Raw genomic sequence first — 16,911 nt, 5'->3', positions numbered from 1 at the left:
ATGCAAATTTGTACGCAAAAGACTTTATTTATCTGTTTTTATGCCGATAACCTCAATATGAGCGAACAAAGCCCGACATTACACCGTCATCCACTGGCGGAAATTACATTACCGGATCGTGAATGGTCTGGTGAACTCGGCCGCGCTACACAAAATGGCGCGTTGTTTTCCTTATACCTTTCAATACATTGTCAACCAGGCTCGGAACCGCTAAGGATAATAAGTGACGAGGAACCTACGGTCCCTGATGACGATTTTCCTGCGCGTTTAAATCACTACCGCCGACCTGCGTTGCAGGCTGGCACAACGGATTATCAAACCTCAGGCGTAACGTCGTTGCTGGCAAACAGTGGCGCTGTTGCCGCATTTTCTTTATGGCAATCGATGCACCCGGACCCGCTCAGTTATCGCGACAATGCGCGATCAATCCCACCTGAGGTAAAAGTTAATTGCAGTTTGGCAACGCAGTTACGTTTAAATGTGTCGACGCCAAATCAAAAAAGCGTGGATGAAACGGGTTTATTAGACGTAATAGAAAAATCCAACGATTTACTCTCGGCTTGATTTACATCAACGATACCGAGAGGGGGTCTGCTGCGCATTTGGCATAAAGGGACTGTTCTGGTATATTTCGCGCCGCAATTTGCACTGGTCTTACGTTCCAATCAGCAAAGGTGAACAATCCTATGTCTCAATATATCGTTTGCGCGATGTACAAATTCGTTGCGCTTGAAAACTTTGAATCTATGCGCCAACCTCTCGTCGAAAAGATGGAAGCGCTTGGTATCAAAGGTACATTACTGCTTGCCCATGAAGGCATTAACGGCACGGTTTCTGGTACCCGCGAAGGGATCGATGGCCTGCTGGCTTACCTTAACAGTGATGCACGAATCAATCCTATTTCCTACAAAGAATCCTTACACGAAGAACAGCCTTTTTACCGTACCAAGGTGAAACTGAAGAAGGAAATCGTGACCATGGGCGTGGAAGGTATTGATCCGCGTCATACTGTCGGTTCTTACGTGAAGCCAAAAGACTGGAATGCGCTCATTAGCGACCCAGACGTGCTGGTGATTGATACCCGTAACGATTATGAAATTGAGATTGGCACTTTTAAACACGCGGTCGATCCGAAAACCAAAACGTTTCGCGAGTTTCCGGACTATGTGAAAGACAACATGGACAAGGACAAGCACAAGAAAGTGGCCATGTTCTGTACCGGCGGTATTCGCTGCGAGAAGTCGACCGCATACTTAAAAGAGCAGGGGTTCGACGAGGTGTATCATCTTGAAGGTGGCATCTTGCAATATTTAGAAGATGTACCGAAAGAAGAATCGTTGTGGGAAGGCGACTGTTTTGTATTTGATAACCGTGTAGCGGTAAATCATGATTTAGAGAAAAGTCAGTATGACGCTTGCTATGCCTGTCGTTTGCCTATCACAGAAGACGATAAGCAGTCTGATAAATATGAAGCTGGCGTGAGCTGCCCGCACTGTTTCGGCACCCACAGCGAAGATCAGATTGCCCGTTTCCGCGAACGTGAGAAGCAGGTTCAGCTGGCAAAAGCGCGTAGCGAGGAACACGTTGGTTCTGATGCCCGCGTTGCAATGGAAAAACGCCGCCAGGAAAAGGCCGATGCGCAGCGTCAACGTGCACTTGCAGCAAAACAGAGTCAGTCTAAGTAGACAGTAGCGAAGTTGGGTTGTACACTTTATTTATAAGTCGTAAATAATCAGGACATTAAGTGAGCACTCAACTTTCAGAAGAAAAAATCGCCGAAATCAAAAGTGACTTCAGCTTTTTTGATAAAGACGGTAACGGTCAAATCGACCTGCCTGAATTTATTGAATTGCTGACCGTACTGTCACCAAAAACGAAAATGAGCCACGTAGAAGAAGGCTTTAAAATTATTGATGACAATGATGACGGCTACATCGACTTCGAAGAATTTCTTGCCTGGTGGCAGGAAGGCTGGTGGGAATATTAATTTCTGCTTAGCGCAAAATACTTACCATTAAAAACGGGCTCTGATGAGCCCGTTTTTTGTGTGCTATTCTTCTTCGTCGTCTACCACATCGGTACGCTTCTTTCTTTTCACCGGAATATGACCGGCTTCGTCGCCTTTCATGGTGTTAACCCGTCTTTTCACAACGGGTTTATTTCCGTCATTCTGCTGTGCTTTGCCGTTTTGCTGTTTGTCGGCATTGGCAGCTTTCGGCGTACGAACTTTTTTGCCTGTGAATTTTGCAGGCAATTCAGGGTGAGCAGCACAGGTGACGTCGTAGCTAACATGGCTTTGAATGTTGAGGTAGCTTGTCCAGTCGCGAGGTCCTACAAATGAGATGGCGACACCTTTATCGCCAGCTCGGCCGGTACGACCTATGCGGTGAATATATTCGTCGGACTGTTTGGGCAAATCAAAATTGACGACCAGGCCCACTTTACGTAAATCCAAGCCTCTTGATGCCAAATCGGTTGTAACCAACACACTGTGCTGACCACGACTGAAGTTGCTCATGATGGCTGCGCGCTGGTTTTGCGGCAAATCGCCACGCAACGCGATGGCTTCAAGATGTTGTTCGTTCAAAATTGCAGCGATTCTGTCGGTATCTTCTCGTGTCGCGGTAAACACAACGGCCTGGTTGTATGCTTGCGCCTTTAAGACTGCAAGCAGCATGGTATCTTTGTGTTCAACGTCATCGGCGAAATACAGACTTTGCTCTATGTCTTGGTGCGCAGCTGTTGATTCACCCACAGCAACACGTACCGGCGCTTTTAATAGCTCACGGGTGAGGTGGGTAAGGGCAATGTTATCCAGGGTAGCTGAAAATAACATGGTTTGCCGCTTGCGGTGGTCGGCAAATCGGTTGATCAGGTTGAGCTGTTCAGCAAAACCTAAATCCATCATGCGATCGGCTTCATCGAAGATCAGCAGTTCTAAACCATTAATGAAGAAAGATTTGTCTTCCAGATGATCGGCAATACGACCAGCCGTGCCAACGATGACGTGAGGATTACGGCGTAATACTTTGGTTTGATCGTTATAATTTTCGCCGCCAACGATAAGGGCGCTTTGAATACCCACACCGTTAGCCAGACTGCGGAGCTCAGAGAACACCTGCTTAGCCAATTCCCGGGTTGGGGCAAGAATAAGCGCACGAGGATCTTTCTTACTCAGCGCTTTGGTGGTCATCAATCGGTGAACCAGAGGTACCAGGAAAGCGAAGGTTTTGCCGGAGCCGGTTTTAGACGATGCCATGATGTCTTTGCCCTGCAGTGCAGGCAGGATGGTTTGTTCCTGTACGTCCGTTAAGGTTTCAAGGCCCTTTTCCTGAAGACGTTTGACAATTTTGTGATGAACCGGGAGATCGGCAATTAACAAGCTCAAGTGAATACCTCATAAATAGCAATGGCGGTATTATCCATGAAAGGCAGCAGTAGATAAAGGCGTCAGAGAGAGTGGCGGCAAGAAAGAGGCGCTTAAAGCAGCGCCTCGGGTAAGGTACAGGTGATTTAGCCTGTTATCAGAATTGCATTTCCGGTACATCATCGGCGGCAATCAGTTTACCCGCCGTTTTCTCACGAATTTCGTCAACCGAGACACCCGGTGCTCTTTCAGTTAAATGAAAGGCGCCATCAGCCACTTCCAGTACGGCTAAATCGGTAATGATACGGGTAATACAGTTTACCCCAGTCAGGGGTAAGGTACATTCTCCGAGCAGTTTGGAGTTGCCATGTTTGTCAGCGTGCGTCATGGTAACGATGATGTTCTTGGCACCGGCTACTAAATCCATGGCGCCACCCATGCCTTTAATAAGTTTGCCTGGGATCATCCAACTGGCGATATTGCCGTTCACATCTACTTCAAAAGCGCCCAGCACGGTGAAATCCACATGACCACCCCGGATCATGGCAAAACTGTCTGCCGAACTAAAAATGGAAGCGCCGGTGATAGCCGTCACGGTTTCTTTACCTGCGTTGATCATGTCGGCATCCACTTCATCTTCATCTGGATAGCGGCCCATGCCTAACAGTCCATTTTCCGACTGCAGCATTACCTCAATACCTTCAGGTACATAGTTGGCTGCCAGGGTAGGAATACCAATGCCCAGGTTTACGTAACTGCCGTCCTGGAATTCTTGCGCTACGCGCATTGCGATTTGATCTCTGGTTAATGCCATGATTACGCCTCCTTCTTCGCAGTGACGCGACGTTCAATACGTTTTTCGAACGTGCCTTTAATGACACGGTTTACAAAAATACCTGGCGTGTGAATTTGAGAAGGTTCAAGTTCACCTGGCTCAACAATTTCCTCCACCTCAACCACGGTGAGCTTACCGGCTGTGGCCGCCATGGGGTTGAAGTTTTGCGCCGTATGACGGTAAACGCAGTTACCGTAACGGTCGGCCTTCCAGGCCTTAACAATAGCGAAGTCGCCCACGATGGACTCTTCGAGAATATAAGGGCGGCCATTAAATTCTTTTACTTCTTTGCCTTCGCCAACGGGTGTACCGTATCCTGTAGCCGTATAGAAAGCAGGAATACCGGCACCGCCAGCACGGAGTTTTTCAGCCAATGTACCTTGAGGCGTCAGTTCTACTTCAAGCTCGCCATCCAGTAATTGCTTTTCGAACAGGGCATTCTCACCAACGTAAGACGAAATCATTTTTTTCACCTGACGATCTTCGAGCAGGATGCCAAGACCGAAGCCGTCAACGCCACAGTTATTCGACACAATGGTTAGCCCGGAAACACCTACTTTTTTAATTTGAGCGATCAAGCCTTCTGGGATACCACATAAACCAAAGCCGCCTGCTACAACGGTCATGTTGTCTGACAGACCTTCCAGTGCTGCTTCATAACTGGTTACGACCTTATCGAAACCTGACATATGAATCTCCTGTTGATGAGTAAATAAACAAATAGAGTATCCGCGAAGGATAAAATTTTGTAAAATTGATTTTATATCAATATTAATAAATTAATTTTATCAATATGAGTATCTCTTACCGAAACATGTTGGCCTTCATTCGGGTTGCGGAATCAGCCACCTTCGCCGAAGCCGCTGAAAAATTACACCTCACACAACCCGCACTGTCTTCGGCTATCAAGAAAATGGAAGAACAGTTGGGAGGCAAGCTGTTTAGCCGCAGTACCCGTCGTGTCACGCTAACGCCAGAAGGGCATACTTTGCTACCCACAGCAAGACGACTGGTGAATGAATGGGACGAAACTTACCACGACATGCAGAATCTGTTCGCTATGCAGCAAGGTAAGCTCACCATCGCTGCCATGCCGTCCTTCGCTGAGAGTAAATTGCCGGCGTTACTGAATGATTACCATCGGCAGTTTAGTAATATTCGACTGCGAGTGTTGGACGTGGTCATGGAGGCAACGATTGAAAATGTCCTTCAGGGAAATGCGGAAATTGGTTTTACATTCGAGCCGGAAGTGCACGATGGCTTGATTTTCACCCCATTATTTACCGATGAATTTGTGGCCGTGATGTATCCGGGCCATACGCTGGCGTCTGAACACATGATATCGTGGCATGAGTTGTTACGTTATCCCTTCATTGCCATGAATCGGGGCTCAGCGGTACGGCGCTGGACAGAGCACGTTGCACAGGATATCGGACAGCTTAACATTATCGCCGAAACGGGACAGTTGGGCTCGGTGGGTCAGTTCATTGCGCAAGGTATGGGAATTTCTGTGGTACCGGCTATTTGCCAGTCGCAAATGGAAAACCGTGGATTGAAGTGCCGGGCCATCAAAGACAATCCGCTGAAGAAGTCTGTGGGCATGGTTCGAAGTCAACGAACGGGGTTATCGGTGGCGGCGGAAGAATTTTGGCGATTATGTGAGCGCGCATATCAATAGCAAGTCAACTTGCTGGTTAAGCTTGTTTATTTCAATTTATGCTCTTGAATAAGGCGAGCAATATGCTCGGGTTCAATAGCAGAGCAGGGCGCTGCTATCTCTAACATCAGGAGTTTTGCTATCATTAATCTTCCGCTTTCAGATTGCAGAAGATAACGTACAAATGCCTGACTATTCGCATACAGCCATTGTCGCTTATGTTCATTCCAGTCTTCATTAGTCGCAAATACCAGTCGGTTAACTATATCTTGCGTTGGTTTGTATGGTGTTGCGTTTGATTTGGGCGGTGTTTGACTACTGAAATACCCTGCCAAACCTTCGTTTAACCAGCGCGGCGTAATGCCAAAAAAATGATCGTTAATGGCATGCACTGACTCATGGAGAGCTGAGGATGGAAACCCGTTTTTATCTTGTTGCAATATAATGGCGCGATTTTCATCGCTGGCGTATACGCCTCTTGAGTTAGTGTGCGTCCAGAGATTTTTCTCAATGTTAAATGCCTCTGGCGAAGAGAAAAAAGTGAGATTGAGGGTTACGTCCCGCAGTGTATTACTGTCCATGATGCCAGCATATTCGTCGAGAATGGTGAATAGACGTTTTCTCAGCGTGTCTGTTGAAGCGGCGTTTGGCACATCGCCATGAAGTTTCAAATGAAAACGCGCTGCAGGAAAGCGACGCAATGTGGTCACTGCTATGTTACCTCCCTCGGGGAATGTATCTGAAAGATGTATAGTGCCGCTTTCATCACGCCAACGGTACATTGTTTTGGCTTGGGTTTTGTCTTGTGAGGTCTGACCAAAAGCGGCAGCATCACATACTCTACCTGCTTTAAGTGTGTATCGGGCACTGTGGTTTTCAAATGAAACGCCAGCGGCTTTATTCCTACTGGACGTTGCCTTTAACGAAGGTATTTCTAACGGGGAGGAAATATCAGGTAATTGAGGCAGAGAAATGTCGGGGAGGTGCAGTGATGGTAAAGCCTCGCTCATTGACTGCAACGCAGGGTTATTATGCTGTGCTAGCAACTCCATCATTGGCTCGCGAACAAGCCATAACACCACGCAGGCGTTGATGACAAACGCACAAAGGATGAAAAAAATCCTTTTTTTCATTTTAGTTACGGATTGCGCTTAAATTACCACTTCTTCTTCGGTGCAAATAGCTCATCCAGTTCATCCCGCTCTTCTTCTTTACGACGGGCGCGATCTTCTGCATTCGCGTTTTTAAGATCGTCCTGAATGCTACTGAGCCATTCTTTGAGCGATGCTAATCGTGACGCCATATATTCGTCGGGTTGCGATTGTGCTTCTAATGCTTTGATGGCTTTTTCAAAGTATTGTCTGGCAGAACCAAGCATGCCTGACTGCATGGCTGTTCTGCCCCGTTTAACCAACGTTTCGACATTCACTTTTAACTGGAGTCGTTCGAGGATTTTATCTTCTTCAGCAAAGGTCTTATTGTTGAGACGCCCTTTAGATAACTCTGAGCGAAGCAAGATGCGAAGTTTTTTAACGGCCTGAATATACTGAATGATTAACTTATCGTTATCGGGCAGAACAAACTCGTTAGTGGGATTATTATCTAACGACATTGTGCTATTTTTTTGCTGTTCGGCTTCTGAAATTCTTTTCTTTATATCTGAATTTGCCGCACCCAGCTCAGCCATCCCTTTCAAGCCTGTGAGTACACGATCATTCAAAATTTGAATAAGGCGCGGCGAAACCGGCATGGATGCGCATGCTGAGATAACGTTTTCTGTTTCATCAATGAGATTACGGTATTTCGATAATTCGTTGCGTTTCTCTTGCTCTTGACGCGCGCGATGCTGTTGAAAAGCATTAATCACAAAGGCCGCAATGAGTAGCACAACGATGAGGATTATTATTATTGTAAACATGATTGATTATCCATTTCTAAAGGTTCGACGATTACATTCATTTCGCCGATTCTGTACTGACCTGTCCGATTCATCGTTACGGCAGTGTGACTTCAAAGACACTGCCGCCAAGGTTACCACCGTTACTGAGAGAAATCTCACCATGGGTTGTTTGTTTACAATGGGCATTGGCAATGAGTCTGGCGAAATAAAGTCCCAGGCCAGTTCGCCCCTGACTCACATCGAAACCGGCTAAATCCTGCGTACTTCTCTCTAACATTGACTGCGGATAGCCTTCACCATCATCTTCAACGGTAATAATGAGCTTGTTGTCCACTATAGATGCAGTGAGTTGTATTTGAGAGGTGCCATAACGCATTGCGTTGATAAGTACATCGTTAATCAACATAAAAATCAATTCTCTGTCGAGATACCAAATTATATCTTCTTGCACGTTAATGGTCACCAGCAGGTTCTTCTGTTCCATGTAAATGCGCACGGAAGACATCACGTCGTCGAATAAATCGCTAATGAAGCACTCATCAATCGTGACCGGCAGTTTGTCGAGTTCTGCACGGTATAATGACAGGATCTGCACCAGGTTCGTATTTAGCCGCGTTGCCTCGTAGTGCACACTGGCTACCTGTGTTGCCACTTCACCATTACCGGGTGGAACCAGCTCAGACAGCGACTCTATCGACTGTATTAGCAAGCAGAGCGAGTTCTTCATGTCGTGCACAGCGGCAGCAAGCACTGAGGAAAAATCAATGGTTTGAGATGGCTGTGATGACGACATGCTGTTATGTCCTGATAATTTTATTTGCTAATCAAACCCACATCGATTGAATGTATAGGTCTGAACTGAGTGTGAGTATAGCTTACAATTAGGTTATCGGTCACTGTCTACAGAACTGAATTAAAAAGGTTTGTTCTAGTGTAAATCATCTTAATCAGGCGCATTTAATCTCGTTATAACCGAATAGCCTATAGCTTTCGTCTGCGGTTTTAGTTATAACGGTAGATCAAAATAGATTATTTTGTTCAAGTCGGTGAAGGACTCGCGCAATGAAATTACAGCAGCTCAGATATATCGTTGAAGTTCAAAACAACAATCTGAATGTATCCGCAACAGCAGAAAGTCTGTACACCTCTCAACCCGGTATCTCCAAGCAAGTTCGTATGCTAGAAGATGAATTGGGCGTACAAATCTTTGGTCGTAGCGGCAAACACCTTACTCACGTTACCGATGCAGGTAACGATGTAATCAATATTGCCCGGGAAATTCTCGCCAAAGTTGAAAGCATTAAGTCGGTTGCTCGAGAGCATACCTTGCCAGACCAAGGCAAGCTGAATATTGCGACTACCCATACGCAGGCACGCTATGCGTTGCCCGATGTGATTAAAGGCTTTATGCACAAATACCCGAAAGTGTCGTTGCACATGCATCAGGGTACCCCTTCTCAAATTTCTGATTTGGCTGCCAAAGGCGAAGCCGACTTTGCTATTGCCACCGAAGCATTGCATTTGTATAACGACTTGGTGATGCTGCCTTGCTATCACTGGAACCGCAGTGTGATTGTGAATAAAGATCACCCGCTGTCTAAGAAAGGTTCTATCGACATTTCAGATATTGCAAAGTATCCGTTGGTGACGTACGTGTTTGGCTTTACGGGTAGGTCTGAACTGGATCAAGCTTTTGAACGCGCCGGCCTGACACCAAAAATCGTGTTTACTGCTACCGACGCCGATGTCATCAAGACGTATGTGCGTTTAGGGGTGGGCATTGGCGTGATTGCTTCTATGGCGGTGAGTGAAGAACTTGATAGCGATCTGGTGAAAATCGACGCGTCGCACTTGTTCGATTACAGCACCACCAAAATTGGTTTCCGCAAAGGCTCGTTTTTGCGTACTTACATGTATGACTTCATCGAGCGATTCGCACCGCATCTGACCAAAGACAAGGTGGAAAAAGCGATGATGCTGAAGAACAATGATGAAGTGGAAAAAATGTTCCGTGGGATCACGTTGCCGGTTAAATAATTAACCGGCAAATTCGCACATCTTACAACATCAACATTCGATGATGTTGACTGCGAGACCGCCTCTGGCGGTTTCTTTGTATTTGGTTTTCATGTCATTGCCGGTGTCGCGCATGGTTTTAATCACTTTATCCAGTGACACCTTATGATCGCCTGAACCGCGCATTGCCAAGCGGCTGGCGTTGATGGCCTTTATCGCGCCCATGGCATTGCGTTCAATACACGGCACTTGTACCAGGCCACCCACCGGATCGCAGGTAAGCCCTAAATTATGTTCCATGCCGATTTCCGCAGCATTTTCTACTGCAGATACCGTGGCCCCCATAATTTCGGCCAATGCGCCCGCTGCCATAGAACAGGCTACGCCCACTTCACCCTGACAGCCTACCTCTGCACCAGAAATCGACGCGTTCTCTTTATACAGAATACCAATGGCTCCAGCCGTTAGCAGAAAACGTGCTGCCGTTTCTTCATCCATGGGGCGGATAAACTTGTCGAAATAGGCCATGACGGCAGGAATAATTCCCGCGGCACCGTTTGTGGGTGCGGTAACCACACGACCGCCGGCAGCATTTTCTTCGTTAACGGCGAGGGCAAAGAGGTTAACCCAATCCATGGTTTGCATGGGATCAGCAGAGCGCTCTGACTGTAATCGGCGGTACAAACCTGGTGCCCGTCTCACGACTTTTAGACCACCTGGAAGGATGCCTTCGTTATCAATACCACGTTCAATACAGGCTTTCATGGTAAGCCAGATTTCAAACAGTTTACTTTTTACTTCTTTAGCAGGGCGAAGCACACTTTCGTTTTTCAGCATCAAAGAACTGATCCGCAACCCGTTGGTATTGCACTGCTCGCAAAGTTGCGCCGCCGTTTTAAACGGGTAGGGCACTGTGGCTTGCGTGGTCATTGCCAGGGTTTTTGCGGCATCAAAATCTTCATCTTTGATAATGAAACCGCCGCCAATGCTGTAATAGGTTTGGGATTTAACCAGGCTGTCGGTGCTATCGTAGGCAAAAAATGTCAGTGCATTGGCGTGCATGGGCAGTGTTTTTCGGCGATGAAAAACAATGGCGTTTTTATTTGGAAAACGAACGCGCTGCTCACCGTTTAGTAATAAATGTTGTGTTTTTTCTATGTCAGCCAGGCGGCTGTCGATGGTATCGACATCAATAGATTCAGGCATTTCACCCAGTAAACCGAGAATAACGGCTTTTCCTGTACCGTGGCCTTTACCTGTTTGACCTAAAGAACCATACAACTCTACGGTAACCGAGGTTATTGAAGAAATCGATTGGTCAGCACTGAGCTCAGCGGCGAATTCCGCACCGGCACGCATTGGGCCAACGGTATGGGAACTGGAGGGGCCAATACCCACGCTGAACATATCAAATACACTGATCATAAACTGTCGTAACTCACATTATTTTAATTATGGTTAACGATGATGCATGGGATATCGATTAACTACAATACAGAAAATTTTATGATTGAATAAGAAAAGCTAATGGGATGTAAATAAATGTTGATAGCCGGCGGGCCAGACGAACCCGTTTAGTCGTTTAATAGATGACTGGAAAGATTTCGAAGAATTGCAGCAGTTGCGCCCCAAATCATGCGGTTTTCCCAAGGAATAAAATACACTGGATACTGCTTGGGGAAACGCTGCGCCATGTGTACCAGATGATTCTGGCGATTCATAAGAAATGCTAACGGTACTTCAAAAGTAGATGCCACCTCATTGGGGTCGATGGTAATGGCATGCTGCGGTGATACAAACCCCACTACCGGGGTCATGGCATAGCCGCTGATAGTGCGGTATTCCGGAAGCGCACCAATTACTTCTACTTCAGAAGGATGCACACCCACTTCTTCGTGCGCTTCTCTTAAGGCCGTGTCGATAAGAGAGTTATCTTGCGCTTCGGTGCCGCCACCGGGGAAGCTAATTTGCCCAGGGTGATGGCGCAAGTGTAGTGCTCTTTCGGTTAGTAGCACCATTAAGCCGTTATCGCGCTCTACCAAAGGGATGAGCACTGCAGCGGCACGGCCCGCTTTGCGTAGAGGAAAATCAGCTTCGTAATCCACCAATCTGAGATGGTGATAACGTTGCAGAAATTCATTGCGATCCAAGGGCTGTCTCCGGTTCGTTTAGCGTATAAAGCGTTCGAGCGTGGGTAAGATACGCGACACTTTATCCAGGGTTTCCTGATATTCTTCGTCTGGCTGTGAATCGACCACAATGCCGCCACCGGCCCAGCAGTACAGATTTCCCTGTTCGGCCAACAACGTTCGGATAAGAATGCTGGAGTCCATATCCTGACGCAAGCCCAGATAAAAAATACTGCCACAGTACACATTTCTACGATGGGGCTCTAATTCATCGATAATTTCCATTGCACGTATTTTCGGCGCGCCGGTAATAGAACCGCCTGGAAAAGCGCCAGCTAATAAATCCAGTGGGCTGGCATCGTCATTTAATTCACCCGTCACGGTACTAACCATATGGTGCACAGCTTCGTAACTTTCAAGGGCGAAGAGTGCAGGCACTTCAACGGTGCCAGGTTTGCAGTGTTTCGATAAATCGTTTCGCAATAAGTCCACGATCATCAAGTTTTCTGCGCGGTCTTTCTCGGCAGCTAACAATGCGTCAGCACTGGCGTTATCTTGTTTGGCATCGGTGAAGCGAGGACGGGTTCCCTTAATGGGTTTCGTTTCCACTTTACCCTTGCGAACAGATAAAAATCGTTCCGGTGAGATACTGATAACGGTAGATTCTGGTAAGCGGAAAAAGGCAGAAAAAGGGGCTTTGTTCGCTTCACTGAGTGTCTGATACGCCTGCCATTCGTTACCAATGTAACTGGCCTTGAAACGTTGGGCCATATTGACTTGATAACAATCGCCGGCGAGCAAGTACTCATGAATTTGATGTAGCGCACTAACATATTGTTGTTGAGTAAGGTTTGATTGCCAGTTACTGGTGAGACGAAATGACTCAGCATTATCTAATAGCGCATCTAAGACGGGAAAATCAGGTGCTTCTATGTTGGAGAGTCGGCAAAAATAGCGTTTACCGGTCGCCGTGTCTTCTATCACCGATTGCTCGAACAAACCGACAGCAAAATCAGGACAAACGTATTCATCGCAGGCGTTGTCAGGCAGCACTTCGTAATACCGGCCCAAATCATAACCTGCTAAGCCGGCACTTCCGATAAGAAACGGTAATGCTTGTATGTCTGCTGTGTGTACATTGGTGTCGATAGAAATAGCGGAAAGCGCAGCGCGCTGCAAGTTATCGAGCACCTTTAGTGGCGCCTCTGAAGATTCAGTACACTGCCCAGTGTTACAAATCGTAACTCGGGTTTTACCGTGACGACTTTCAACAACCACAGAAGGTGCCCACAACATAATATTATAACGACCAAATGTAGTATTACCGCCCGAAGTATCGAACAGCATGGCATAGGGAAGGTGCTGTACCCGTTCGAAAAGTTGTGTAAATGGCTCGGTTGTGTCGATTTCACTGATAAACAGTGTGTTGGAAGACGGTTTGTACAAATTGTGACTCATGAAGATATAAACAATTGCTCTGTAACACTATTATATAAACAAAACGCATAAGCGACACCAAAGTCGCAGGCCTGAAACGTGGTGCGGTTTGCCAAGATGCGCTAGTATACGCTCTTTCGATTCCTTAACACCACCAAGAACACCTACAAGGTACTTAGAAAAGAGGACGCCATGACCGTTATCCGTCAACAAGACTTCATTGACAGCATTGAAGATGCGCTTCAGTTCATCTCTTATTATCATCCACTGGATTACGTAAAAGCGGTAGAGCAGGCATACCTTAAAGAAGAGAGCCAGGCAGCCAAAGACGCCATGGCGCAAATCCTGATTAACTCTCGCATGTCTGCAGAAGGCAAGCGACCGCTGTGTCAAGACACCGGTATTGTTACTTGCTTCGTAAAAGTGGGTATGGGCGTGAGCTGGGACAAAACCGACATGACCGTTCAGCAAATGGTTGATGAAGGAACGCGTCGCGCGTATCTGAATCCAGATAACCCGCTGCGTGCCTCCATCGTTGCTGACCCAGCAGGTAGCCGCAAGAACACCAAAGACAACACGCCAGCGGTTGTTCACCTGGATATGGTTGCCGGTGACAAAATTGAAGTGATGATTGCGGCCAAAGGTGGCGGTTCTGAGAACAAATCTAAAATGGTGATGCTGAACCCGTCTGACGATATCGTTGAGTGGGTAGTGAAAACCCTGCCAACTATGGGGGCAGGCTGGTGTCCGCCGGGCATGCTGGGAATAGGTATTGGCGGTACGGCTGAAAAAGCAGCGGTACTGGCAAAAGAAAGCTTGATGGACCCTGTTGATATTCAAGAATTGATTGAACGTGGCCCTGAGACGACCGAAGAAAAACTGCGTGTAGATATCTACAACGCCGTTAACAAACTCGGTATCGGTGCACAAGGTCTGGGCGGTTTAACTACCGTTGTTGACGTTAAAGTGATGTCTCTGCCGACTCACGCGGCTTCTAAGCCGGTTGCTATGATCCCTAACTGTGCGGCAACCCGTCACGCCCACTTCTATCTGGATGGTAGCGGCCCTGCCGATCTGAAAGCACCTAAGCTTGAAGAATGGCCAGAAGTGACGTGGGAAGTGAGTGAAAACACCCGTCGCGTGAACATGGACGAAGTAACGCCAGAAGATATTCAGGAATGGAAAGTAGGCGAAACCGTATTGCTTTCTGGCAAGATGCTTACCGGTCGTGATGCGGCGCACAAACGCATTCAGACCATGCTGGAAAACGGTGAAGGCCTGCCGGAAGGTGTGGATCTGAACGGCAAGTTCATTTATTACGTAGGCCCTGTTGATGCGGTAGGTGATGAAGTCGTGGGTCCTGCTGGTCCTACAACAGCGACCCGTATGGATAAATTCACCGATATGATGCTGGAAAAAACCGGTATCGCCGGCATGATTGGTAAAGCAGAGCGTGGTCCTGCCACTGTCGATTCTATCGCTAAGCACAAATCAGTGTATCTGATGGCTGTTGGCGGCGCGGCATATCTGGTGTCCAAAGCCATCAAGAACGCCCGTGTTGTGGCATTTGAGGATCTGGGTATGGAAGCTATCTATGAATTTGAAGTAGAAGACATGCCTGTTACGGTTGCGGTAGATAGCACCGGTGCCAACGCGCACAAAACCGGTCCGGCTATCTGGAAAGCCAAAATTGAAGAGCTGGACAAAGAACTGGCTAAATAAACAGTATTTTTTGCTGTAAACGGGTACCTTCGGGTACCCGTTTTTGTTTCCGGGTGGCACAATAGTGGTTCAATAATAAAGAGAACTACTATGGACGCGTTAACTCCTTTTTCTTCCCTGCCTGTACTTGCTGCCTTGGTCGGTGCCGTTGTTATTACAGTATTCTTCGCCAGTTTACGTAATCGACAGCATCGCCAACATTATGAAAGCCAGGTATCCTCACTGAATAACCTGATTGCAGAATACAAGCAGCGGAACGATGCCTTAGATGAAGAGTTGGCAGAATATCGCGAGCGTTTATTTAATAATCAGACACAGCTTGGTGAACTCAGTCATCGCGCTTCCATGATTGTGCCGATGCAGGAAGAACTAAAAGAATTTAAACAGCAGTGCCGGGAAGAGCAACGGTTAAATGCAGATCTCTCCGCACGCCTTCAGTCACAGCAAGCCCAGTTCGATGAAGCAAATAAAGCCAGCACTGAGAAACTGGCGCTTATGGAAGCCGCAGAAAAGCGCCTTCAGGCGCAGTTCGAGAATCTCGCTAACCGTATTTTCGAGCAGAAAAGCGAACGTTTCACGCAAATGAATAACACCGGCATGAATGCACTGCTCGAACCTCTAAAGTTGCAAATTGACACCTTCCGGAAACAGATGGGCGAGCAGCATAGCCGTGAAGGGCAGGAGCGGGCATCACTTAAAACTGAAATTCTGTCGCTGAAGGAGCTAAATAAACGCATTACCGAAGAAGCCGCAGCCCTCACCAAAGCATTGAAAGGCGACAATAAGCAACAGGGCAACTGGGGCGAAGTGGTGCTTGAGCGCATTCTCAAAGAATCCGGCCTGCGTGAAGGCCATGAATTTGAAACCCAGGTCTCAGCCAAGGACGCCAACGGCAGGCTGCAGCAGCCGGATGTGGTGGTGCATCTGCCCAATGAAAAAGATGTCATTATCGATTCCAAAGTCAGCTTGCGCGCCTACGAGCAATTCTTTAACTGTGATGATGACGCACTGCGCGCAAGATTTCTTACCGAGCATGTTAATTCGCTGAAAGCACACATAAAAGGGCTTGGCGGCAAGCGTTATCAGGACATCAAGTCACTGCGAACGCTGGATTATGTACTCATGTTCATTCCCGTCGAGCCCGCTTTTCTCCTGGCAGTGCAGGAAGATCCCTCGTTGGTTTCCCTAGCATTAGACAACAATATTTTGCTCGTAAGCCCAACAAACTTGCTGGTGGCTCTCCGTACTATTAATAACATCTGGCAATACGAATACCAGCACCAAAATGCACAGCATATTGCCGAACATGCAGGCAAGCTGTACGACAAGTTCGTAGGTTTTATTGGTGACTTAGAAAAGGTAGGTAAGCATGTGGAAAATACACAAAAATCCTACGATGCTGCCATGAAAAAACTCACAGAAGGGCGCGGAAACCTGGTGCGGCAAGTAGAATATTTCCGCGAACTCGGTGTACAGCCACAAAAGAAACTCAATCCCGGCCTGATGCCTGCCGACGAGGAAGGTGAATAAATGTTTAACCAACCAAGCATTAAACAGAAAGGAAAAGACATAGATTGCCTTGGAAAATTCGCTAAGGCGGAATAATTCCCGTTTTGTCGTTTTAGACAAACCGACAAAAAACGACAATATGGTAACAGGTGGATTTAAGGGATGTTTTGGCTTAATCTGGAATTCTTTATAATCAAAAATATCCCAAACCGGGACCGGGAAAACGGACAGTTTGGGATTTAGTAAGTTGTTAGGCGTTAAGTTGAACCGCGTTGCGCAATGCGCTACAATCTTTCCGTGATCAAGTCATTTAAACATAAGGGTCTGAAGCTGTTTTTC

The 16,911-nt window shown here is 47.1% G+C and carries 16 protein-coding genes; 7 read left to right on the top strand and 9 right to left on the bottom strand.

Annotation, left to right across the window (positions count from 1 at the left end):
• The first annotated feature begins 57 nt into the window (after nucleotides 1–57).
• The 3 genes from ACXAGX_RS12365 (at nucleotide 58) to ACXAGX_RS12355 (ending at nucleotide 1,987) form a co-directional block, all read left to right on the top strand.
• Complete coding sequence (locus ACXAGX_RS12365) at nucleotides 58–564, top strand: VC2046/SO_2500 family protein (RefSeq protein ID WP_474838680.1); 507 nt, start codon at nucleotides 58–60, stop codon at nucleotides 562–564.
• Nucleotides 565–686: 122 nt separating this feature from the next.
• On the top strand, nucleotides 687–1,685 hold the full coding sequence (trhO, locus tag ACXAGX_RS12360) for an oxygen-dependent tRNA uridine(34) hydroxylase TrhO (protein WP_474838678.1): 999 nt from the start codon (nucleotides 687–689) through the stop codon (nucleotides 1,683–1,685).
• 59 nt (nucleotides 1,686–1,744) lie between these two features.
• Entirely contained in the window at nucleotides 1,745–1,987 is a 243-nt protein-coding gene (locus tag ACXAGX_RS12355; RefSeq protein ID WP_070124032.1) for an EF-hand domain-containing protein, read from the top strand.
• A 63-nt stretch (nucleotides 1,988–2,050) separates the two neighbouring features.
• Here ACXAGX_RS12355 and ACXAGX_RS12350 read toward each other — a convergent pair whose 3' ends face one another.
• The 3 genes from ACXAGX_RS12350 to ACXAGX_RS12340 form a co-directional block, all read right to left on the bottom strand.
• Nucleotides 2,051–3,382: a DEAD/DEAH box helicase gene (locus ACXAGX_RS12350; RefSeq protein ID WP_474839113.1), complete on the bottom strand. Its 1,332-nt coding sequence runs from the start codon at nucleotides 3,380–3,382 to the stop codon at nucleotides 2,051–2,053.
• A 142-nt stretch (nucleotides 3,383–3,524) separates the two neighbouring features.
• On the bottom strand, nucleotides 3,525–4,181 hold the full coding sequence (locus tag ACXAGX_RS12345) for a CoA transferase subunit B (protein ID WP_070124031.1): 657 nt from the start codon (nucleotides 4,179–4,181) through the stop codon (nucleotides 3,525–3,527).
• A gap of 2 nt (nucleotides 4,182–4,183) precedes the next feature.
• On the bottom strand, nucleotides 4,184–4,891 hold the full coding sequence (locus tag ACXAGX_RS12340) for a CoA transferase subunit A (protein ID WP_474838676.1): 708 nt from the start codon (nucleotides 4,889–4,891) through the stop codon (nucleotides 4,184–4,186).
• Nucleotides 4,892–4,995: 104 nt separating this feature from the next.
• Here ACXAGX_RS12340 and ACXAGX_RS12335 point away from each other — a divergent pair, with 104 nt between their 5' ends.
• Entirely contained in the window at nucleotides 4,996–5,880 is an 885-nt protein-coding gene (locus ACXAGX_RS12335; protein ID WP_474820313.1) for a LysR family transcriptional regulator, read from the top strand.
• Nucleotides 5,881–5,906: 26 nt separating this feature from the next.
• Here the strand turns inward: ACXAGX_RS12335 and ACXAGX_RS12330 are convergent, their stop codons facing one another.
• The 3 genes from ACXAGX_RS12330 to ACXAGX_RS12320 all read right to left on the bottom strand — a co-directional run bounded on the left by ACXAGX_RS12330 (nucleotide 5,907) and on the right by ACXAGX_RS12320 (nucleotide 8,552).
• Nucleotides 5,907–6,992, bottom strand: a complete 1,086-nt coding sequence (locus ACXAGX_RS12330) for a DUF4124 domain-containing protein (protein WP_474838674.1) — start codon at nucleotides 6,990–6,992, stop codon at nucleotides 5,907–5,909.
• A gap of 23 nt (nucleotides 6,993–7,015) precedes the next feature.
• On the bottom strand, nucleotides 7,016–7,777 hold the full coding sequence (locus tag ACXAGX_RS12325; protein WP_474820321.1) for a hypothetical protein: 762 nt from the start codon (nucleotides 7,775–7,777) through the stop codon (nucleotides 7,016–7,018).
• A gap of 76 nt (nucleotides 7,778–7,853) precedes the next feature.
• Nucleotides 7,854–8,552, bottom strand: a complete 699-nt coding sequence (locus ACXAGX_RS12320) for a sensor histidine kinase (protein ID WP_474838672.1) — start codon at nucleotides 8,550–8,552, stop codon at nucleotides 7,854–7,856.
• 269 nt (nucleotides 8,553–8,821) lie between these two features.
• Here ACXAGX_RS12320 and cysB point away from each other — a divergent pair, with 269 nt between their 5' ends.
• Nucleotides 8,822–9,796 carry an HTH-type transcriptional regulator CysB gene (gene cysB / locus ACXAGX_RS12315; RefSeq protein ID WP_070124026.1) on the top strand — a complete coding sequence of 325 codons (975 nt, stop codon included), beginning with the start codon at nucleotides 8,822–8,824 and terminating at the stop codon, nucleotides 9,794–9,796.
• Nucleotides 9,797–9,826: 30 nt separating this feature from the next.
• On the opposite strand, the gene ACXAGX_RS12310 is transcribed toward cysB, so the two are convergent.
• From ACXAGX_RS12310 to pabB, 3 genes are all read right to left on the bottom strand, one after another.
• Nucleotides 9,827–11,200 carry an L-serine ammonia-lyase gene (locus ACXAGX_RS12310; RefSeq protein WP_474838670.1) on the bottom strand — a complete coding sequence of 458 codons (1,374 nt, stop codon included), beginning with the start codon at nucleotides 11,198–11,200 and terminating at the stop codon, nucleotides 9,827–9,829.
• A gap of 149 nt (nucleotides 11,201–11,349) precedes the next feature.
• A complete protein-coding gene (locus ACXAGX_RS12305) occupies nucleotides 11,350–11,925 on the bottom strand; it encodes a CoA pyrophosphatase (protein WP_474838668.1) in 576 nt (191 codons plus the stop codon).
• Between the two features lie 18 nt (nucleotides 11,926–11,943).
• The gene (pabB, locus tag ACXAGX_RS12300) at nucleotides 11,944–13,362 is read right to left on the bottom strand and encodes an aminodeoxychorismate synthase component I (RefSeq protein ID WP_474838666.1); all 1,419 of its coding nucleotides are present in this window, start codon (nucleotides 13,360–13,362) and stop codon (nucleotides 11,944–11,946) included.
• 171 nt (nucleotides 13,363–13,533) lie between these two features.
• Here pabB and ACXAGX_RS12295 point away from each other — a divergent pair, with 171 nt between their 5' ends.
• Both ACXAGX_RS12295 and rmuC read left to right on the top strand, forming a co-directional pair.
• Entirely contained in the window at nucleotides 13,534–15,063 is a 1,530-nt protein-coding gene (locus ACXAGX_RS12295) for a fumarate hydratase (protein ID WP_474820341.1), read from the top strand.
• 90 nt (nucleotides 15,064–15,153) lie between these two features.
• Nucleotides 15,154–16,593, top strand: a complete 1,440-nt coding sequence (gene rmuC / locus ACXAGX_RS12290) for a DNA recombination protein RmuC (protein ID WP_474838664.1) — start codon at nucleotides 15,154–15,156, stop codon at nucleotides 16,591–16,593.
• The last annotated feature ends 318 nt before the right edge of the window (nucleotides 16,594–16,911 follow it).

The organism is Alteromonas sp. ABV4_515 (genome assembly GCF_056160345.1).
Note: the sequence above shows the minus strand (reverse complement) of the source record. Positions and strands in the feature narration are given on the sequence as shown.